Genomic DNA, 18,741 nt, shown 5'->3' with positions numbered 1-18,741 from the left:
TCGCTGAAAGGAGGGAAAATCATGCAGGAAGAGGTAACTCAGAAAACGGTCACGTTCTGCATTCGGACTACCAAAGTAACAGCAGATTTATTGAAAAAGGTTCTTGCTGCTTATCTGCGTCATCAGAAGCAGAAATCGGTAGAGAAGAAAGCGAAGAAGAATCAGCCGAAACAGGGAAAGGTCACGGTAAAAGAGCTGGCAAAACAAAATGCCGGGATGGTCAATATCGAGATCACAAATAAGAATATCAAGTCCTTTGAACGTTATGCCAGAAAATACGGGATCAATTATGCTTTGAAAAAAGATAAGAGTAAAGATCCACCGATGTATCTGGTGTTTTTTAAAGGACGTGATCAGGATGCCCTCAATGCTGCTTTCCGTGAGTTTTCCCAGAAACAGATTCAAAAAGCGAATAAGCCTTCTATTCACAAGCGTCTTGCAACTTACAGAGCAATGATGCCAAAGAAATCGAAGGACAAAGTAAAGAACCGGCATCAGGAGCAGAGCCGATGAAAAAGCAAATCGGTAAAAATCTGATGCAAAAATGGAAGAATAAGATCAGGGTCAGGCTGTCCGCCCTGGATAAAAAGAAACTGGTTCTTACCAATATCCCATATATCTTAACTGCTTTTTATACAAATCGGGCATCATTTCTTTACAGAAACAGTCTGGGAGAAGATATTGGGAACAAGCTATTATATGCGATGGAACATGCAGACAGGATTCTTACTGGATTGCAGCCAAGTTTTAACTGGCGTGATATGCTGACAGGAATTGTAGCAGCTGTCATTCTGAAATTACTGGTATGGCAGAAACAGTCAGATGCAAAGAAACTCCGGAAAGGAATCGAGTATGGTTCAGCCAGATGGGGAAACGCTGAGGATATTAAACCTTATATGTCGGAAGATCCCTGGATGAATATTCCATTAACAGCAACAGAAGCATTGACTATGGAAAGTAGACCTAAACAGCCAAAGTATGCAAGAAATAAAAATATAGTGGTCATTGGCGGCAGTGGTTCCGGAAAAACTCGATTTTTCGTTAAGCCGTCAGTCATGCAGATGAACTGTTCCATGGTCATTACAGATCCGAAAGGCACTCTGATCGAGGAGTGCGGGAAGATGTTAGCAAAGGGACCACCTAAGAAAGATAAGAATGGAAATATTATGAAAGATAAATCAGGAAAAGTGGTACACGAACCATATGTGATTAAGGTTCTGAATACTATCAACTTTTCCAAATCGCTTCATTACAATCCATTTGCTTATATACGGTCTGAAAAAGATATCCTGAAGCTGGTTACAACAATTATTGTTAATACCAAAGGCGAAGGGGAAAAAGCTTCCGAAGATTTTTGGGTGAAAGCAGAGAAGCTGTTGTACACGGCATTGATTGCTTTTATCTGGTATGAAGGAGATGAAGAGGAAAAGAATCTGAATACCCTTCTGGATCTTTTGAATGAAAGCGAAACCCGTGAAGAGGATGAAACTTACCAGAATCCAGTGGATATGATGTTCCAGGAACTGGAAGAAAGAGATCCGCAGCACTTTGCGGTCAGACAGTATAAAAAATACAAAATGGCGGCTGGCAAAACAGCCAAAAGTATTCTTATTTCCTGTGGTGCGAGGCTGGCACCATTTGATATAGCAGAACTTCGTGAGATCATGTCTTATGATGAAATGGAACTGGATAAGATTGGGGACAGGAAGACAGCCTTGTTTTTGATTATGTCCGATACAGATACAACCTTTAACTTTGTGATTGCCATGTTACAGTCACAGCTTTTCAATCTGCTTTGTGACAAAGCAGATGATGAATATGGTGGAAGACTGCCAGTTCATGTGCGTGTCATTGCTGATGAGTTTGCCAATATTGGACAAATTCCTCAGTTTGACAAGCTGATTGCAACCATCCGAAGCAGGGAAATCTCTGCTTCTATTATTTTGCAGTCACAGAGTCAGCTAAAGGCAATGTATAAGGATAGTGCAGATACTATTCTGGGTAACTGTGATACCACACTATTTCTTGGAGGAAAAGAGAAAACTACCTTAAAGGAAATGAGCGAGCTTCTGGGTAAGGAAACCATTGACCTGTATAACACTTCGGAGACGAGGAGTAATCAGAAGTCTTTTGGATTGAATTACCAGAAAACAGGTAAACAGCTGATGACTGAAGATGAGATTGCAGTCATGGATGGAGGAAAATGTATCCTGCAGATCCGTGGTGCCAGACCATTTTTCTCGGACAAATATGATATCACGAAACACAAAAACTATCGGCTTCTTGCAGATGAAAACGAGAAGAACCGGTACAAAGTTGAGAAAGAGTTAAATCCGCAGTATACACCGAAATCTGAAGAAGAGGTGGAAGTAATTCATGTAGAACTGTCGGAGTAACCTTGGGAATGAACAGAAAATAATGAGGAAAGGAATAACTGACACTAGGTGCACCGGCTTTTTAGTCGGTGTATTTTCGTTCCCGTAAACACCTGAAAGAAGTCAGTTTTGGTGAATGTATATGGCATTTTTTAGCAGTGCAATTACAACTTTAAAAACTCTTGTAGTCGCAATCGGCGCAGGTCTTGGCGTGTGGGGTGTCGTAAACCTTCTGGAAGGATATGGAAACGACAATCGTGCGACACGTTCGTAAGTGAAAAGCTTACGCACAAAGTCGAAGGGCAATTGTAGCCCGAAACTTTGGAGAACTGATATTCCGATGGGTGAAATGAGGGGGTAACGTCCCGAAGCGCCACCCTAATACTCCGAATGGCGGGGAGCATGCAACGGCTCTCTCCAAAAGTTTATAGAGCTCGGTGAAGTCGGCAGAGAGCAATCGTAAGACTGGTTTTCAGGCCAGACACGAAAGCTGTCCAGAGGTGGATGGTGTTGCCTATATGCCGGGGGTCGGATATCCATGGTGAGAATGTATGAAAATACTGACGAAATTCCGAATGTACGAGTCTAAACGTTGATGCTGTCGAAAGGCAGTACACCTTTCATGGTGGTATCTGTGGGCAAGTAAAATTGGTTGTTATGAAAGTCCATGCATCGTTACAGGCGGTGCGGTTATGCATGACCAGATACAGGCTTAGAGGAAGAACCTAAAGATATCCAATGATAGGAATATCGGAACGTGGAAAGCTGGGGACACGGAGGCGGTTGCAAGCCAGTGATGTGGTGGATGGGAATACCTTCGCGAGAGGGCAATAACCATTCTTTATTCCAGTGAGAGTAGTGGCACAGTACCTATGAAGCCGTGAATAAGTAAGCGGTGGAGGGATAGCCACAAGTCGAATTCAGCAATGAAAATGAAAACACAACAAACACAGCTTCGAGTATGACAAAGAAAATCCAAACCGAAGGGAGAGGATGCCTGTGTTGACTTCGGGGCAGCAAGAAAGGAAAAGTAAACAGAGAAAAATCCGCAACTCAGAGTATTACGACATGGAAGGTACTTTTGACAGGCTGTATGCAGAAAGTAAGAAAGATAAAACCTTCAACCATCTGATGGAAATCATCGAGAGTGAAGAAAATATCAAGCTTGCATACAGAACGATAAAGAAGAATACAGGAAGTGATACTTCGGGAGTGGATAAAAGGACGATAGCCGACCTTGCAAAGTTAAGCGAGGAAGAATACGTCCGTCTCATACGGAAACAATTCAGTAATTATCATCCACGACCCGTAAGGCGAGTGGAAATACCAAAGCCCAATGGAAAGACCAGACCGCTGGGAATTCCAACTATCGTGGATCGGATCGTACAGCAATGTATTTTGCAGGTCATGGAGCCGATATGTGAAGCAAAATTCAGTGAGAACTCCAACGGGTTCCGCCCGAACCGTTCCGCTGAGACTGCTATTGCGCAATGCATGAGGCTGATACAGGTACAGCATCTGTACCATGTGGTTGACCTCGATATTAAAGGCTTCTTTGATAATATCAGCCATACAAAGCTGATGCGTCAGATATGGGCATTGGGAATTCGGGACAAAAAGCTGCTATGCATTATAAAAGAGATGTTGAAAGCACCTGTTGTTCTGCCAAATGGGGAGAAAACATATCCCACACGGGGTACTCCGCAAGGCGGTATTTTGTCGCCATTGCTTGCAAATATCGTATTAAATGAACTGGACTGGTGGATTGCTTCCCAATGGGAACAGATGCCAACAAAGACAAAATTCAAAACGAGGAGCAATGCGCAGGGAACAGAGATTAAGAGCCACGCTTACAGGGCTCTGCGCCGGAGCAGATTAAAAGAGATGCATGCAGTTCGGTACGCAGATGATTTTAAAATTTTCTGCGCATCACATGAGGATGCCGTCAGAGCATACAAGGCAACAGAGTTATGGCTAAAGGACAGGCTGGGGCTGGAAATCAGCCCTGACAAATCCAAAGTAGTTAATCTCAAAAGACAGTATTCTGATTTTCTCGGGTTCAAGCTGAAAGTCCGTAGAAAGGGTAAGAAATATGTGGTTCGGTCTCATATGAGCGATAAAGCATACAAAAAGGCTCATGATAAAGTCTCGGAAGAAGTAAAGGAACTGGCTCATTCGTCAGATGATAATGTTCAGTTCATGCAGCTTCAGAAATACAACTCTGTAGTTGCTGGACTTCATGAATACTATTGTATTTCCACAGAAGTATCTCATGACTTCAGCAGACTTGCCTTTAGTATCAACAAACAGCTCAGAAACAGACTGAAAGGCGACTTATCCAAAAAGGGACAACTCAGAAATGGGTTCATCAAAGAAAAGTATGGAACAAGCAGACAGATGAGGTTCCTTCATGGACGTCCGGTGGTTCCACTGGGATATGTCCAGCCGAAGAACGCCCAGCATAAAAGGAAATCCATCAATAAATACACGGTCAAAGGTCGGGAACAGATTCATAAGAATCTTGCAATCGACACAGCGACGATGTTATGGCTGATGAGAAATCCTGTAAAGGGTAGAACCATTGAATATGCGGATAACCGTATTTCTTTGTATGCGGCACAGTATGGTAAATGTGCAGTGACGGGAATTCCGATGGATTCTCATGATATTCATTGCCACCATAAAGTGCCGGTAAGCAATGGTGGTTCGGATGAATACGCAAATCTAATTCTTGTCAGCAAAGAGGTTCATATCCTTATCCATGCTTCCTCAGAACCCACGATTGAGAAGTACCTGAAATCCTTAAATCTTGACAATAAACAAATAGAAAAGCTTAACAAACTTCGTAGTATGGCAGAAATGCCACCTATTATTCTTTGAATTTAATGCTGTAACGAAGTGTGTAAGTTGTGTTTAAAACCCTGGACGGCTGAATTCGATGGAGCGCCGTGTGCGGTGAAAGTCGCATGCACGGTGTGGAGCGGGGGAAAATCCGGAGATAACTTCAAAGGATTACCTATCGCTATCCGGTGCTAAGAGCCAGGGCATCAAACAGCTGATGGCTGGTGCCGGAATCATGCTGCTGGGAACTACCCTGATTCCACAGCTGGCAACATTGTTCTCTTAAGAGGAGTGGTAGATGAACACCATCATTGAGAGAATTACGGAAGCGATAAAGGATATCCTGATCGGGCTTATCAAGTCCTGTTTGGATAACATGTTCACGTCTGTCAATGAGCAGGTGGGAACCATAGCCGGGCAGGTGGGACAGACACCGCAGGGATGGAATGCCGGAATCTTCAATCTGATCCAGAACATTTCCCAAACGGTGATTGTCCCCATTGCGGGACTGATCATCACATTTGTCCTGTGCTATGAACTGATTACGATGGTAACGCAGAAAAACAATTTCCATGAATTTGAGACTTACAACATTTTCCTCTGGATCTTTAAGGCGTATGTAGCCATTTATCTGGTGACGAATACGTTCAATATCACGATGGCGGTCTTTGACGTTGGCCAGCATGTGGTCAACAATGCCGCCGGAGTAATTTCCGGAAACACAGCAGTGGACGCATCGGAAGCAATCACAAGGATTGTGGATGCACTGGAAGATATGGAACTGGGGGATTTGTTCTTGTTATCCATGGAAACGCTGCTGATCAGTATTACCATGCGGATTCTGTCGATCATTATAACCGTTATTTTATACGGAAGAATGATAGAGATTTACCTTTATACTTCCATAGCACCAATTCCGTTTGCCACCATGACCAATAAGGAATGGGGCAATATCGGAAACAACTATTTAAAAGGCTTGTTCGCACTGGCATTTCAGGGATTCTTCATGATGGTCTGTGTGGGAATTTATGCAGTTTTAGTAAATGCAATGACCATATCCAGTGACCTTCATGCAGCAATGTTTTCAGTAGCGGCTTATACCGTGATTCTTGCATTTTCATTATTCAAGACCGGAAGCCTTAGCAAATCAATATTCAATGCCCATTAGCGGGCAGGAAAGGAGCGCATACCATGGCGTATGTACCAGTACCAAAAGACCTTACCAAGGTCAAAACAAAAGTAGCGTTAAATCTGACAAAACGGCAGCTGATTTTCTTTTCACTTGCCGCAGTAGTGGGAATTCCGTTTTATCTGTTCATGAGAAAACCAATCGGTTCCAGTATCGCAGCCATCCTGATGGTAACGATCATGCTTCCATTTTTCTTCATGGCAATGTATGAAAAAGACGGGCTTCCCTTTGAAAAAGTGGTGGCAAATATCATTCGACAGAAGTTTATCTGTCCGTCAGTAAGACCATATAAGACAGAAAATTTTTATCAGGAGATTTCCACCCTTGTAAAAAAGGAGGGTGTGCCGGATGGCAAAAAAGACAAAGCAGGAGGCTCAGCAGGAGCGTCTGTCCCTGGTGGAAAAAAGAAACCGTCAGGAAAGAAGAAACAAAAAAAGCAGAAAAGAAAGAGAACAGGAAAAGCGTAGGAAGAAGCAGGAACGGGACCGCAGGAAACAGAAAAATATTCCTACAACTGCGCAGCAGAGTATTCCGTATATTCGGATGCTGCAGGATGGTATTTGCCAGGTGACAAAGAACTTTTTCTCCAAGACGATTCAGTTTTATGACATCAACTATCAGCTTGCTTTAAATGAGGATAAGACCACGATATTTGAGAATTACTGTGATTTCTTAAATTACTTTGATTCTTCCATCAGTGTGCAGCTGTCCTTTATCAATCAGCAGGTGGATGTGGCAGAATTTGAGAAAAGCATTGACATTCCTGATCAGAACGATGACTTCAATGCCATTCGTGATGAGTACCGTACTATGTTGAAAAATCAGCTTTCAAAAGGAAATAATGGTCTGGTGAAGACAAAGTATATCACTTTTGGAATCGAAGCAGAAAGCCTGAAGGTGGCAAGACCAAGGCTTGAAAGAATCGAAACAGATATCTTAAACAACTTTAAGGTCCTGGGAGCACAGGCACATTCACTAAATGGTCTGGAAAGGCTGGAGATTCTATATCATGTGTTCAACCAGGATCGGATTGAACCATTTAAGTTCCAGTATAAGATGCTGCCGGAAACCGGATTAAAGACCAAAGATTTTATTGCACCGACTTCCTTTAACTTTTCCAAGAATCAGACATTTATGATGGGAAGAACGATGGGGAGTGTGAGTTACCTGCAGATTCTTGCACCGGAGCTGACAGACCGGATGCTTGCAGACTTCCTGGATGTGGATGACAGCATCAATGTCAACATTCATATCCAGTCCATTGATCAGAGTTCAGCAATCAAAATGATCAAGAGCAAGATTTCAGATCTGGATAAGATGAAGATTGAAGAGCAGAAACGGGCGGTACGTTCCGGTTATGATATGGACGTGCTTCCATCAGACCTTGTAACCTATGGAGAAGAGGCGAAGAACCTGTTGGAAGATCTGCAGTCCAGAAATGAGAGAATGTTCCTTGTGACATTTCTGGTAATGAATACCGCAAAGAAGCGTCAGAAGCTGGATAATAATATTTTCCAGGTGCAGGGAATTGCACAGAAATATAACTGTTCTTTAAAACAACTGGATTATCAGCAGGAAGCAGCACTCATGTCCTGTATTCCACTGGGAGTCAATCGAATTGAAATTCAGAGAGGGCTTACCACATCTTCAACAGCGATCTTCGTGCCATTTACGACACAGGAACTGTTTCAGGAAGGGGAAGCTCTTTATTATGGATTAAATGCATTATCCAACAACATGATCATGGTTGATCGGAAACGTCTGAAGAACCCGAATGGACTGATTCTTGGTACACCTGGTTCCGGTAAGTCCTTCTCAGCAAAGAGGGAAATTACAAACTGCTTCCTGATTACGGAAGACGATATCATTGTCTGTGATCCAGAAGCCGAATATTCGGCACTTGTGCAGGCACTGCATGGGCAGGTAGTTCGGGTTTCGCCAGTATCTGACCAGTATATCAATCCAATGGATCTGAACCTGAACTATTCCGAGGAAGATAATCCACTGTCACTGAAAGCAGATTTTATTCTGTCTTTGTGTGAGCTGATTGTTGGAGGAAAGAATGGACTGGAGCCGGTAGAAAAGACCATCATTGACCGCTGTGTACGGTTAGTATATCAGGAATATCTTGCCGATCCAGTGCCGGAGAAGATGCCAATCCTGGAGGATTTATATAACCTTCTGAGAAAACAGGAAGAGCCGGAAGCACAGCGACTGGCCACTTCGTTGGAAATCTATGTTACAGGTTCTCTGAATGTATTTAATCATCAGACAAACGTGGATATCAATAACCGCATTGTCTGTTTTGATATCAAGGAGCTTGGTAAGCAGTTGAAAAAGATCGGGATGCTTGTAATCCAGGATCAGGTCTGGAACAGGGTAACGATGAACCGTTCTGCCCATAAGTCCACCAGATACTATGTGGATGAGTTCCATCGGACGAGACGTTCCGCTTGTTGAATAGACAGCGGGGTCAGTAGCCGTCCATAAAAAGAAAAGCTACTGATACAACTGATATGGTGTTGTTCAAATGAAGGGGTAACGCCCGGAAGGGACACACACAAACTCCCTACAGCGTGATAGTTGTGCAAGAACTATCGGGTTGTCAAAAGTTAGGGTGAAGAGCAAAAAGCAGGTCCTAACAGGTAAGGCTGAGGAAAGATTCACAGAGGTGTGGGTTGCCTGTGATTATGTAGTGAAGCTGTATATGGTGAGTATCCACGGAAGTGGGGACGAACTGACGATTTAAAGAGTCTAAAATTCGAATGCGTTGAAAAGCGTATGCCAACGGTTTGGCGCTGATTACCGAAAAGTAACTGGGTGGAAGTGAAAGTCGGAGCATTGTTACAGGCAATGGAAATCAGCAGGCTCAAAGGAAGCACCTAAGTACAGTATATTGCATCATATTGGAACGTCGAAAGCAACGAACAGCGAGCAGTTGCACATGCTATGACCTGTTGGTAAGGAAAACACACTGTATAACTTACCTTTATCGTTGTGAGAGCGGAGGCACGAGCGATGAAGCTTCTGTAATGGGAGTGGAGCAACAGCCTCTAGTGGGACGACTGGTCAGTCTGCCAGTCGACAAAACAAGTGTAATAAAGTAATGCAGTTAACATTCATAGGTTCGAGTATGACTAAGAGAAACAAGTCTTGCGAGAGTGAGGTGATGTTGACTATGCAAAGAAAGGAATTGTTAAAGAAAAGTGCTATCCGATATGCTGAGTACTACGGCATGGTCGAAGTACAGGACGCATTATATGCGGATAGTGCGAGCGAAAAGATTTTCACGAATCTGATAAGTATTATCGGTTCAGATGCCAATATCAAAATGGCATACCGCAATCTCAAATCAAACAAAGGAAGCAGCACACCTGGTGTCGACGGTAAGACCTTTAAGGACTTAGCTGAGATGTCAGAGGAAGCATTGGTTCAATGTGTTAGGGACAAAATTCTTAACTATCAGCCTAAAGCGGTGAGAAGGGTATATATCCCAAAGCCAAATGGGAAAATGCGACCATTAGGAATCCCTACGGTATTAGATAGGATTGTACAACAAAGCGTGTTGCAGGTCATGGAGCCTATATGCGAAGCCAAGTTTTATCGGCACAGTTATGGTTTCAGACCGAATCGTAGCACTAAGAATGCCGTTGCCGTGTGTTACAAACTGGCGCAGGTGGACGGATTCCACTATGTAGTTGATGTAGATATCAAGGGATTTTTTGATAATGTCGACCATGGAAAGCTACTAAAACAGATATGGACGATGGGAATACGTGATAAAAGGCTGATTTCCTTAATTGGAAAAATGCTAAAAGCTCCAATTGAAGAAAATGGGGTTAGAACGGTACCCGACAAAGGCACGCCACAGGGCGGTGTACTTAGTCCCTTACTGGCAAATATTGTGCTGAATGAGCTTGATTGGTGGATAGCCAGTCAATGGGAGGAAATGCCTGCAAAGCATCCTCTGAAAAGCGATATTTATATGAATAAAAATGGTACTCCGAATAAAGGGAATCTGTACAAGAAGTTGCGACAGTCCAGATTGAAAGAGTGCCACATAGTGAGATATGCGGATGATTTTAAGATATTTTGCAGGTCGTATTCTGATGCTTCCAAGCTAAAGCATGCGGTCGAGCAATGGCTAATGGACAGACTAAAGCTGGAAACATCTCCAGATAAGTCACGAATTACGAATCTTACCAAAGGCTATAGCGACTTCTTAGGCATAAAATTTAAACTTTACAAGAAGGGAAAGAAATGGTCTATCAAGTCTCATATGACTGACAAAGCCATCAATTCTCAACGAGTGAAGCTGAAAAATGCCATGGCGCAGGCCTGTAAATCTCACGAGAGTGAACAATCACAGCACGATGACCTCATCAGATACAACCAAGCAGTCGTAGGTATGCATCAGTACTATAACATGGCTACTATGATAAATTCAGATGTTCACAGACTGTTCCCGTCGATTGACATAACCATGAAGACGAGACTGAATAGTCGGGCTGACCTCTCCAAGGAAAAACCGCCGACATTGAAAGGTGCGATGGACGAATATTTCTATCAGAAATATGGGGAGTCCAAACAGGTTAGATATATCAATGGTATGATTGTCGTTCCTGTAGCATACTGTAGGACGCAAAATCCAATGTTCTACCGAGTGGACACCAATCGTTACACCCCACAGGGACGTGAACGTATTCACCGCATGCTTGCTAAATCTGAATATGGAGAAACGCTGTTGAAGTTGAGTAGAGATAACGACACGAATCATAGTATCGAATTCTGTGACAACCGCCTATCAAGATTTGTGGCATCAAAGGGTAAGTGTGAACTCTCAAAGGTGTCTCTTGCGTTTGAAGATGTGGAATGCATATATCTTAATCCACCAAGCCAAGGTGGTACGGATGAATATGCAAACCTCAGAATCGTACACAAAGATATAAAGAGCCTTATCTATTCTAATGACGTGAAAATCATCAAGTCCCTCATCGATTTATTCGATTGTAGGGGACCTGCCAAGATTGCAAAGCTCAACAAATGGAGAGCTAAAGCAGGATTGGAAGCAATTAACCTTATAACAATTAACCAGACTTTGAAGTGACTGTATTAGCAATAAAGACTTATCCCATGGAACGCCGTGTGCAATGAAAGTTGCTTGCACGGTGTGGCTCGGGGCGAAAGGCGTGAAAGCGTCTGACCTATCGAGATTTCTCTTAAAAGAGGAACAGACTGCAGCTTATAGTGTGGAGATCTGGAAGCGATTCCGTAAATGGGGTGGTATTCCAACTGGCATCACTCAGAATATTAAGGATTTGCTGTCTTCCAGGGAAATCGAGAATATATTTGAAAATTCAGATTTTATTTATATGCTGAACCAGGCTTCCGGAGACAGGCAGATTCTGGCAAAACAGCTGAATATCTCACCAACCCAGCTGTCCTATGTAACCAACAGTAATGAGGGTGAAGGACTTCTGTTTTATGGAAATGTCATTATCCCATTTGTAGACAGATTCCCGAAGAATTCCCTCTATAAAATCATGACAACCCGCTTGGAGGAGACTTCTGAAGCAGGTTAAAACAAAGGAGAAAACAATGTTACGAGCAATTTCATATGTATTAACTTTTAGTGGCGGTGCTGTTTTTGGCATCGCTTTTCTCTGTTTATTACAGGCAGGGAAAGGGTATCCGAAGAAGGAGGAGTAATCAGTGGCAGAACAGAGAATGAAAGTCAGGGACAAGAAAGTCCAAAAGATGACCAAGGATGGTCTGGTGGAAGAAAACCTGACAGATAAATCTTCTGTTCGTGTCAGTAACCGTGTCGGTGATGTGCAGATGGGAAGAAAACAGGGGGAAAAAGAAGAAAACCTTGTGGATAAGTCTCCCCGCCAGTCTGAACGGAGTGGGAAAAATATTCGACCCTCTGTGCAAAAATCCAGAGATGCACCGGAACTGATACGGACAGAGAAGCAAAGTGAGGATTTTGGACAGAGTAGTAAACAGCAAAATAGAAAAAGAATCCGTGCTGAAGTCGGAAAAGAATCCAGACTTGCAGAAGAATCCGAAGCCGGACAGTCAGGGAGACTGAAAGAAAAACGTGCTGATCTATCAGAAAACAGAGGAGACAGCCGGAGAAATCAGACAGGTGGCAGCAAAAAGCCAAAACAAAAACAACGTTTGAAGTTTGCTTATGAGGAAACTGGTGCTTCTGTGAAAAATGACAAAGATATGGAGAAATTGAACCAGATGGATACGGATGGAGTCAATTTCCGCCATCAGAAACAGAAAGAAAAAGCCAAAAAGTTTTCTTATGAAGAAGCAAGAAAGAAAAAGGAAGCAAAGCAGCATTCCAAGAAAGCACAGGTCTATCAGGCAAATGAAGGAGAAACTCCTGGAAAGAAAAAATCCCGTTTGAAGTTTGGTGAAGGGGAATCTGTGAAAACAGAAAAAACTTCTGTTGTCAAGAAAGCAGGAAGTGCAACTTCCGTAGCATTGCACCGTGAGATCAGCAAAAATGAAGACGATAATGCGGCGGTAGAAGGTGCCCATAAGTTAGAAGAAAGCGGCGAAGGTGTTTACCGGCTGGAACAGAGAAGTGCCAGACGCAGGAAACAGTGGGCATCCAGAAAAAGAAGCAGACTTGAAAGACAGGAAGAGAAACAGGCACAGGCTGCATCCCATCAGGAGCAGAAGAAGCTGAAAAAACAGATTCAGAAGCAACAGATCAAATGGGATTATGCCAAAGCGAAGCGAAGTGAACAGACAGTAGGAACAGCTACAAAAGGTACGATTGATTATATTAAGAAGATTGGCGGTAAGGTCACCAACTTCTTTAAAGAAAATCGGAAGGTGTATATCAGTGTAGCAGTTCTGATCGGATTGATGTTTCTGATCATAACGAATGTCACGTCATGTTCTGCAGTGTTTTTACAAAATGTAATCACTTACACAGGGACCAGTTATCTGTCATCGGATCAGGCAATCCGGGAAGCGGAATTGTATTATACACAGCTGGAAGCTAATCTGCAGGAGCGGATCAACAACATGGAATCTGAAGAACCGGGACATGAGGAATACCGATATAACATCGGACCTATTGAGCATGATCCGTTTATCCTGATCAGTTATCTGTCAGCAAAGTATGAAGAATTTACCTTTGAACAGGTAAAGCCAGAACTGGATGCTCTTTTTGCATTGCAGTATCGGTTAGAAACAGAAGCAGTCAATGAGACTGTGACAGAGACAGCAACTGTAAGAGTTGGAGAATCTTTGGGACAGGTTGTGACCAGTGGGTATTGTAACTGCCCAATTTGTTGTGGTATTTGGAGCGGAGGACCGACTGCCAGTGGAGCATATCCAACTGCCAATCATACCTTAGCGGTAGATGCTTCCAATCCGTTTGTACCAATGGGAACAAAGGTAGTTATGAATGGTGTCGAATATACTGTAGAAGATACCGGAGCTTTCGCAAGATACGGTGTACAGTTTGATGTCTATTATGACAGTCATGCGGCAGCATCTGCACATGGACATCAAACATGGGAATGTTATCTGGCAGATGATAATGGAAGCAATGAAGTGGAAGTGACCAGGACAAGAGATGTAGATGTGCTGAATGTCACCTTAAATAGTGGAAACCTGATGTCAATCTGTCAGGACAGGTTGGGATTTTTCCAGAAAGAACTGTTCAGTGCCTACAACGATACAAAAGGCAACTTGCAGATGTTTGCAACACCGGTTGATTTTAACTGGTATTCCAGTGTGACCAGCTATTATGGATACAGGATTCATCCAATATCAGGAGCAAATCAGCTTCATAATGGTATGGATATCGGAGCACCGGAAGGGACAAAAGTAATGGCAGGGCTGACCGGAACGGTTACAACTTCTGCTTATAACGACAGCTATGGCAATTATGTTGTGATCAAGGACAGTAAAGGCTATGAACTGCGGTATGCACATTTAAGCAGCCGGAGTGTATCTGCAGGAGCATCCGTCACGAAAGGTGATGAGATAGGGCTTGTAGGAAATACTGGAAATTCTACAGGAAGCCATCTTCACATTGAACTTCTGAAAAATGGAGAGCGGTTAAACCCGATCTTTTATCTGGAAACAGGAGAAGGGGCAGGATTTGGCGGCAATGAATATACCAGTGAAGCAGCACAGCGTTTGTTAAATGAAGCAGCGAGATATCTTGGGACACCGTATGTGTGGGGTGGATATTCGCCAAGTGGATTTGACTGTTCTGGATTCGTAAGTTACTGCCTGACACATTCAGGTGTAAGGAATACAGGAAGATTAACGGCACAGGGATTGTATGACATTTGTACGCCGGTATCTCAGTCAGAAGCACAGCCAGGAGATCTGATCTTCTTTACAGGTACTTACGATGCAGGAGTTCCGGTAACGCATATCGGAATCTATGTGGGCAATGGTCAGATGATCCATTGTGGGCATCCGGTGCAGTATACGTCCATCAACTCTCCATACTGGCAGAGTCATTTCTATGGATTCGGACGATGGTAAGGAAAAGGGCGGTGTAACAGCCGTCCGGAAAGGAGAAGCGATGAAAAGTCTTGAAAAAGCAACGGCAGATTATGAGAAAGCCAAGGAAAAAATGGAAGCATCCAAAGCCAGATATGAAGCAGATTTAAAGCGTTTCAAGGCTGCGGAGATAGCAAAAACAGAAGCGGAAAATCTGGAAATTGTAAAAATTATCCGTGCAATGGATATGAGCATTCCAGAGCTGGAAGCTTTCAAAAAGAGAATGAAAAATGAACTGCCCGGCAGGGTAGAAATACAGAAGGAGGAAACAAGGTCTGATGATGAATTTAGAGAAGATGAAACAGAAGAAATCTAAAAATAGCGTGAAAAAAGGATTGCTTGCGGCAACAACGATTCTTTGCTTGACATCGCCTATGTTGCAGACACAGAGTGTGTTAGCGGCAGAGAATACAGCACCCGCAATTACGATTGAAAAGCCAGATGGCTGGAGACAGGGGGAAACGGCAGTCGCAATTACTGTGGATGCCAGTCATATGCCAGAAGGATTTTCTATCACAAAAATTGAAGCGAAAGCTGGGAAAGACGGAAGCTGGCAGGATGTGACAGGGAATGGAAGTATTTCCATTACTGGTAATCAGACGGTCTATGTGCGTGTGACAGATGGTGAGGGGAAGGTCTATGAGCAGAATCGCTCTATTAAGTGTTATGACACAGAAAAGCCTACGCTTTCTGCATCTCTGACAGATGGTGTACTGACGATTCAGGGAAATGATACCGTTTCCGGCATTACTTCTGTGACAGTTAATGGCACCACTTATACAGATCTGAAGGATGGAATGCTGAGAGTGCAACTGACACAGAAAGATTTTACAACAAAACAGATTGAAATCACGGTAACGGATGGTGCCGGAAATACTTCTGAAAAGTATGTGTTGCAGAATCCTTATTATGAATGGGCAAAGAAGCAGGCAGAGAAACAGAAAACTTCAGGTGACAGCAATGGTGCGATGGCAACCACGACCAGTGCAGATGCAACTGGGACTGAGAAAACAACGACTTCACCACTTCCGCAGGATGCACAGGCTTCTGAGCCAACAGATGCAAAAGGAACTGTGGATGATCGGACAGTGACAGGTATTGAGGAACAGCTTAATAAAGAAGGCGAGACAGCAGATTCTGTTACCAAAACAGCTACGGAAGGCACAAAAGAGTTTTATACCATTTCAACTAAGAGTGGTAAGATTTTTTATCTGATCATCGACAATTCAAAATCTCAGGATAATGTGTATTTCCTTACCGAAGTCAGTGAGAAAGACCTGATGAACTTCACACTTTCTGATTCTGTGACACTTCCGGAAGTAGATATTGTTTATGCAGAACCAGAGAAACAGGCTGAAGAAGAAAAGCCGGAAACGACAGAGACAGATGAGAAAGATAAGGTAGAGGATGAAATTCAGATGCCAGAAGACAAAAGTTTGGCAGGGACTTATCTACTGATCGGATTGGTTGCTGTTGGAGCTGCGGCAGGTGGTTATTACTTGAAAGTCTACAAACCGAAACATGAATATGATGATGAAGATGAGATGGAAGAGGATGAAAATGAATCCGAAGATTCAGAGTCAGAAAAACGGGAAGTAGACGATGCAGATGAGCAGGAAGAACAGGAAAATGCAGGGACAGAAGTTTTGAAAGATGAAGATTTCAATGATGAGGTACTAGAAGATGAAGAAGAGGAGCAGGAGTAAATGAAATTAGTGATTGCAGAAAAGCCATCGGTTGCGATGGCACTGGCTTCCGTGCTTGGAGCCAGAACAAGAAAAGATGGCTACGTGGAGGGAAACGGTTATATCGTTTCCTGGTGCGTAGGACATCTAGTTGGATTATGTGATGCATCGGAATACGATGAAAAATATAAAAAATGGAGATATGATGATCTGCCGATTGTGCCAGAATGTTGGAAACATAAGGTATTGGAAGGTACGAAAAAGCAGTTTGGAATCTTAAAGAAACTTATGAGAGATTCCAAAGTAGATGAAGTGATCTGTGCCACTGATGCAGGACGTGAAGGTGAGCTGATCTTCCGTCTGGTGTATGAGCAGGCAGGATGTAAAAAGCCGATGAAGCGACTCTGGATCTCTTCCATGGAAGAACAGGCAATTAAAGATGGATTTGCGTCATTAAAAGACGGTTCGTGTTATGACAGTCTCTATCAGTCAGCTCTTTGCAGGGCAAAGGCTGACTGGCTGGTGGGAATCAATGCGAGCCGTCTTTTTTCTGTTCTGTATAACCAGAATCTGAAAGTTGGAAGAGTACAGACACCAACACTTGCCATGATCGTGGATCGAAATCAGAAGATCAAGGAATTTACCAAAGAGAAATATTATATGGCTCATATCAAATTTGACGATATGGATGCGGTCACAGAGAATTTTCAGAAAAAAGAAGATGCAGATAAAGTGGCTGCAGAGTGTCAGGAGCGCATGTGCGAAGTGGAGAAGGATGATGTGAAAGAGAAAACGGTCCGCCCTCCGAAGCTTTATGATCTGACCACCCTGCAGAGGGAAGCTAACAGAATGTTTGGCTATACCGCACAGCAGACATTGGATGCTGTGCAGGAGATGTATGAGCAGAAGCTTGTCACTTATCCGAGAACAGACAGCCAGTATCTGACAGATGAGATGGGAGAAAGTACAGAAACTCTGATTCAGATGTTATTTGGGAAAATGCCTTATGCTGAAGGTCTGGAATATCAACCGGACGTGAGTAAGGTATTAAATTCAAAGAAAGTATCCGATCACCATGCGATTATCCCAACCATGGAAGTAGCCAAAGCAGATATTGGTGAACTGAAAGAACGAAGCCGCAAGATTTTGTATTTGATCAGTGCCAGGGTTCTGACAGCAACTGCAGATCCTTATATTTATGAGAGTCATAAATGTCAGATTACCTGCAATTATCATACGTTTTATCTCAATGCAAAGAAAACAAAACAGGAAGGGTTCAAGACAATTGAGAAAAAACTGAAACAGTTCTTTGGAATCATTGCAGAAAAAGAAGAGCCGGAGTTGGATATCTGGGCAGGCAAGCATTATGGTCCCTGTGATTCTTTTGTATCGGAGCATTTTACACAGCCACCGAAACAGTACACAGAAGATACCCTGCTTTCTGCGATGGAACGTGCAGGGAATGAAGAGCTGACCGAAGATACAGAAAAGAAAGGACTTGGTACTCCTGCAACAAGGGCAGCAATCATTGAAAAACTGATTCAGTCTGGCTTTGTGAAAAGGGAAAAGAAAAATCTGGTGCCGACAGATGATGGAAATGTGCTGATTACGGTTCTACCGGATGAGATTAAATCTCCGAAGATGACCGCAGAGTGGGAAATGGCATTGAATCATATTGCCCAGAATACAGAGACAGCAGATGAATTCCTAAATGGGATTACAGAGCTGATGCAGGAACTGGTTGCCAGGTATCAGGGGATTTCAGAAGAGAAGAAAAATCAGTTTCAGGGAAAGGCAAAAGGAGAAGTCATTGGCAAATGTCCCCGCTGTGGAGCAGATGTCAGGGAAGGAAAAGTAAATTTTTACTGTTCTGACCGGAAATGTGCTTTTACCTTATGGAAAAATGATAAATTTCTTGCAAGCCAGGGAAAAAAGATGGATAAGGTGGCAGCAAAGAAGTTCCTGTCTAAAGGAAAAATCCATTATAAGGATCTGGTATCAAGAAAAACAGGGAGACAGTATGAAGCAACTGTGGAGATGGTCGATCCCGGAGAGGGAAATGTACAGTTCAATCTTATTTTTCCACAACGATAAGTAGTGTATT

At 43.1% G+C, this 18,741-nt stretch carries 11 protein-coding genes and 4 pseudogenes; all 15 read left to right on the top strand.

Translation table 11 applies throughout. The features are described 5' to 3' along the window. The first annotated feature begins 21 nt into the window (after nt 1-21). The 15 genes and pseudogenes from EHLA_RS12225 to EHLA_RS12155 all read left to right on the top strand — a co-directional run bounded on the left by EHLA_RS12225 (nt 22) and on the right by EHLA_RS12155 (nt 18,731). The gene (locus tag EHLA_RS12225; RefSeq protein WP_026650181.1) at nt 22-513 is read left to right on the top strand and encodes a PcfB family protein; all 492 of its coding nucleotides are present in this window, start codon (nt 22-24) and stop codon (nt 511-513) included. 23 nt (nt 514-536) lie between these two features. Further along, nucleotides 537-2,396, top strand: coding sequence for a VirD4-like conjugal transfer protein, CD1115 family (locus EHLA_RS12220; RefSeq protein WP_222891062.1), 1,860 nt, complete (start codon nt 537-539; stop codon nt 2,394-2,396). A 121-nt stretch (nt 2,397-2,517) separates the two neighbouring features. Beyond that, a pseudogene (locus EHLA_RS12215) lies at nt 2,518-2,646 on the top strand (Maff2 family mobile element protein); the annotation flags it as partial. 722 nt (nt 2,647-3,368) lie between these two features. Continuing rightward, nucleotides 3,369-5,255, top strand: a complete 1,887-nt coding sequence (ltrA, locus tag EHLA_RS12210; RefSeq protein WP_096240995.1) for a group II intron reverse transcriptase/maturase — start codon at nt 3,369-3,371, stop codon at nt 5,253-5,255. A gap of 148 nt (nt 5,256-5,403) precedes the next feature. Next, a pseudogene (locus tag EHLA_RS12205) lies at nt 5,404-5,502 on the top strand (Maff2 family mobile element protein); the annotation flags it as partial. 12 nt (nt 5,503-5,514) lie between these two features. Then, nucleotides 5,515-6,384 carry a VirB6/TrbL-like conjugal transfer protein, CD1112 family gene (locus EHLA_RS12200; RefSeq protein WP_005344182.1) on the top strand — a complete coding sequence of 290 codons (870 nt, stop codon included), beginning with the start codon at nt 5,515-5,517 and terminating at the stop codon, nt 6,382-6,384. Between the two features lie 23 nt (nt 6,385-6,407). Next, entirely contained in the window at nt 6,408-6,872 is a 465-nt protein-coding gene (locus tag EHLA_RS12195; protein ID WP_028086441.1) for a PrgI family protein, read from the top strand. Further along, nucleotides 6,754-8,841 (top strand): annotated as a pseudogene (locus EHLA_RS12190) (VirB4-like conjugal transfer ATPase, CD1110 family); the annotation flags it as partial. The gene EHLA_RS12195 and the pseudogene EHLA_RS12190, both read left to right, overlap by 119 nt. Before the next feature lie 742 nt (nt 8,842-9,583). Next, a complete protein-coding gene (gene ltrA, locus EHLA_RS12185; RefSeq protein ID WP_242970684.1) occupies nt 9,584-11,512 on the top strand; it encodes a group II intron reverse transcriptase/maturase in 1,929 nt (642 codons plus the stop codon). 94 nt (nt 11,513-11,606) lie between these two features. Beyond that, nucleotides 11,607-11,987 (top strand): annotated as a pseudogene (locus tag EHLA_RS12180) (VirB4-like conjugal transfer ATPase); the annotation flags it as partial. 16 nt (nt 11,988-12,003) lie between these two features. After that, on the top strand, nt 12,004-12,114 hold the full coding sequence (locus EHLA_RS12175; protein WP_008688066.1) for a hypothetical protein: 111 nt from the start codon (nt 12,004-12,006) through the stop codon (nt 12,112-12,114). Between the two features lie 18 nt (nt 12,115-12,132). Then, nucleotides 12,133-14,934: a CD1108 family mobile element protein gene (locus EHLA_RS12170; protein ID WP_028086444.1), complete on the top strand. Its 2,802-nt coding sequence runs from the start codon at nt 12,133-12,135 to the stop codon at nt 14,932-14,934. Then, a complete protein-coding gene (locus tag EHLA_RS12165; RefSeq protein ID WP_227163109.1) occupies nt 14,915-15,268 on the top strand; it encodes a DUF4315 family protein in 354 nt (117 codons plus the stop codon). Before EHLA_RS12170 ends, EHLA_RS12165 begins: the two co-directional genes overlap by 20 nt. After that, complete coding sequence (locus EHLA_RS12160; RefSeq protein ID WP_028086446.1) at nt 15,231-16,658, top strand: CD1107 family mobile element protein; 1,428 nt, start codon at nt 15,231-15,233, stop codon at nt 16,656-16,658. Before EHLA_RS12165 ends, EHLA_RS12160 begins: the two co-directional genes overlap by 38 nt. Then, entirely contained in the window at nt 16,659-18,731 is a 2,073-nt protein-coding gene (locus EHLA_RS12155; RefSeq protein WP_055195143.1) for a DNA topoisomerase 3, read from the top strand. The last annotated feature ends 10 nt before the right edge of the window (nt 18,732-18,741 follow it).

Source organism: Anaerobutyricum hallii (assembly GCF_900209925.1).
In the GTDB taxonomy this organism is placed as follows: domain Bacteria; phylum Bacillota; class Clostridia; order Lachnospirales; family Lachnospiraceae; genus Anaerobutyricum; species Anaerobutyricum soehngenii.
The sequence above is the reverse complement of the archived record's forward strand: the minus strand, read 5'-3'. Positions and strand labels throughout refer to the sequence as shown.

Bases quoted from the DNA above. Each gene is read 5' to 3' on its own strand.
- EHLA_RS12225 (WP_026650181.1), top strand. From the start codon at position 22: ATGCAGGAAGAGGTAACTCAGAAAACGGTCACGTTCTGCATTCGGACT.
- EHLA_RS12220 (WP_222891062.1), top strand. From the start codon at position 537: ATGCAAAAATGGAAGAATAAGATCAGGGTCAGGCTGTCCGCCCTGGAT.
- ltrA (WP_096240995.1), top strand. From the start codon at position 3,369: ATGCCTGTGTTGACTTCGGGGCAGCAAGAAAGGAAAAGTAAACAGAGA.
- EHLA_RS12200 (WP_005344182.1), top strand. From the start codon at position 5,515: ATGAACACCATCATTGAGAGAATTACGGAAGCGATAAAGGATATCCTG.
- EHLA_RS12195 (WP_028086441.1), top strand. From the start codon at position 6,408: ATGGCGTATGTACCAGTACCAAAAGACCTTACCAAGGTCAAAACAAAA.
- ltrA (WP_242970684.1), top strand. From the start codon at position 9,584: ATGCAAAGAAAGGAATTGTTAAAGAAAAGTGCTATCCGATATGCTGAG.
- EHLA_RS12175 (WP_008688066.1), top strand. From the start codon at position 12,004: ATGTTACGAGCAATTTCATATGTATTAACTTTTAGTGGCGGTGCTGTT.
- EHLA_RS12170 (WP_028086444.1), top strand. From the start codon at position 12,133: ATGAAAGTCAGGGACAAGAAAGTCCAAAAGATGACCAAGGATGGTCTG.
- EHLA_RS12165 (WP_227163109.1), top strand. From the start codon at position 14,915: ATGGATTCGGACGATGGTAAGGAAAAGGGCGGTGTAACAGCCGTCCGG.
- EHLA_RS12160 (WP_028086446.1), top strand. From the start codon at position 15,231: ATGATGAATTTAGAGAAGATGAAACAGAAGAAATCTAAAAATAGCGTG.
- EHLA_RS12155 (WP_055195143.1), top strand. From the start codon at position 16,659: ATGAAATTAGTGATTGCAGAAAAGCCATCGGTTGCGATGGCACTGGCT.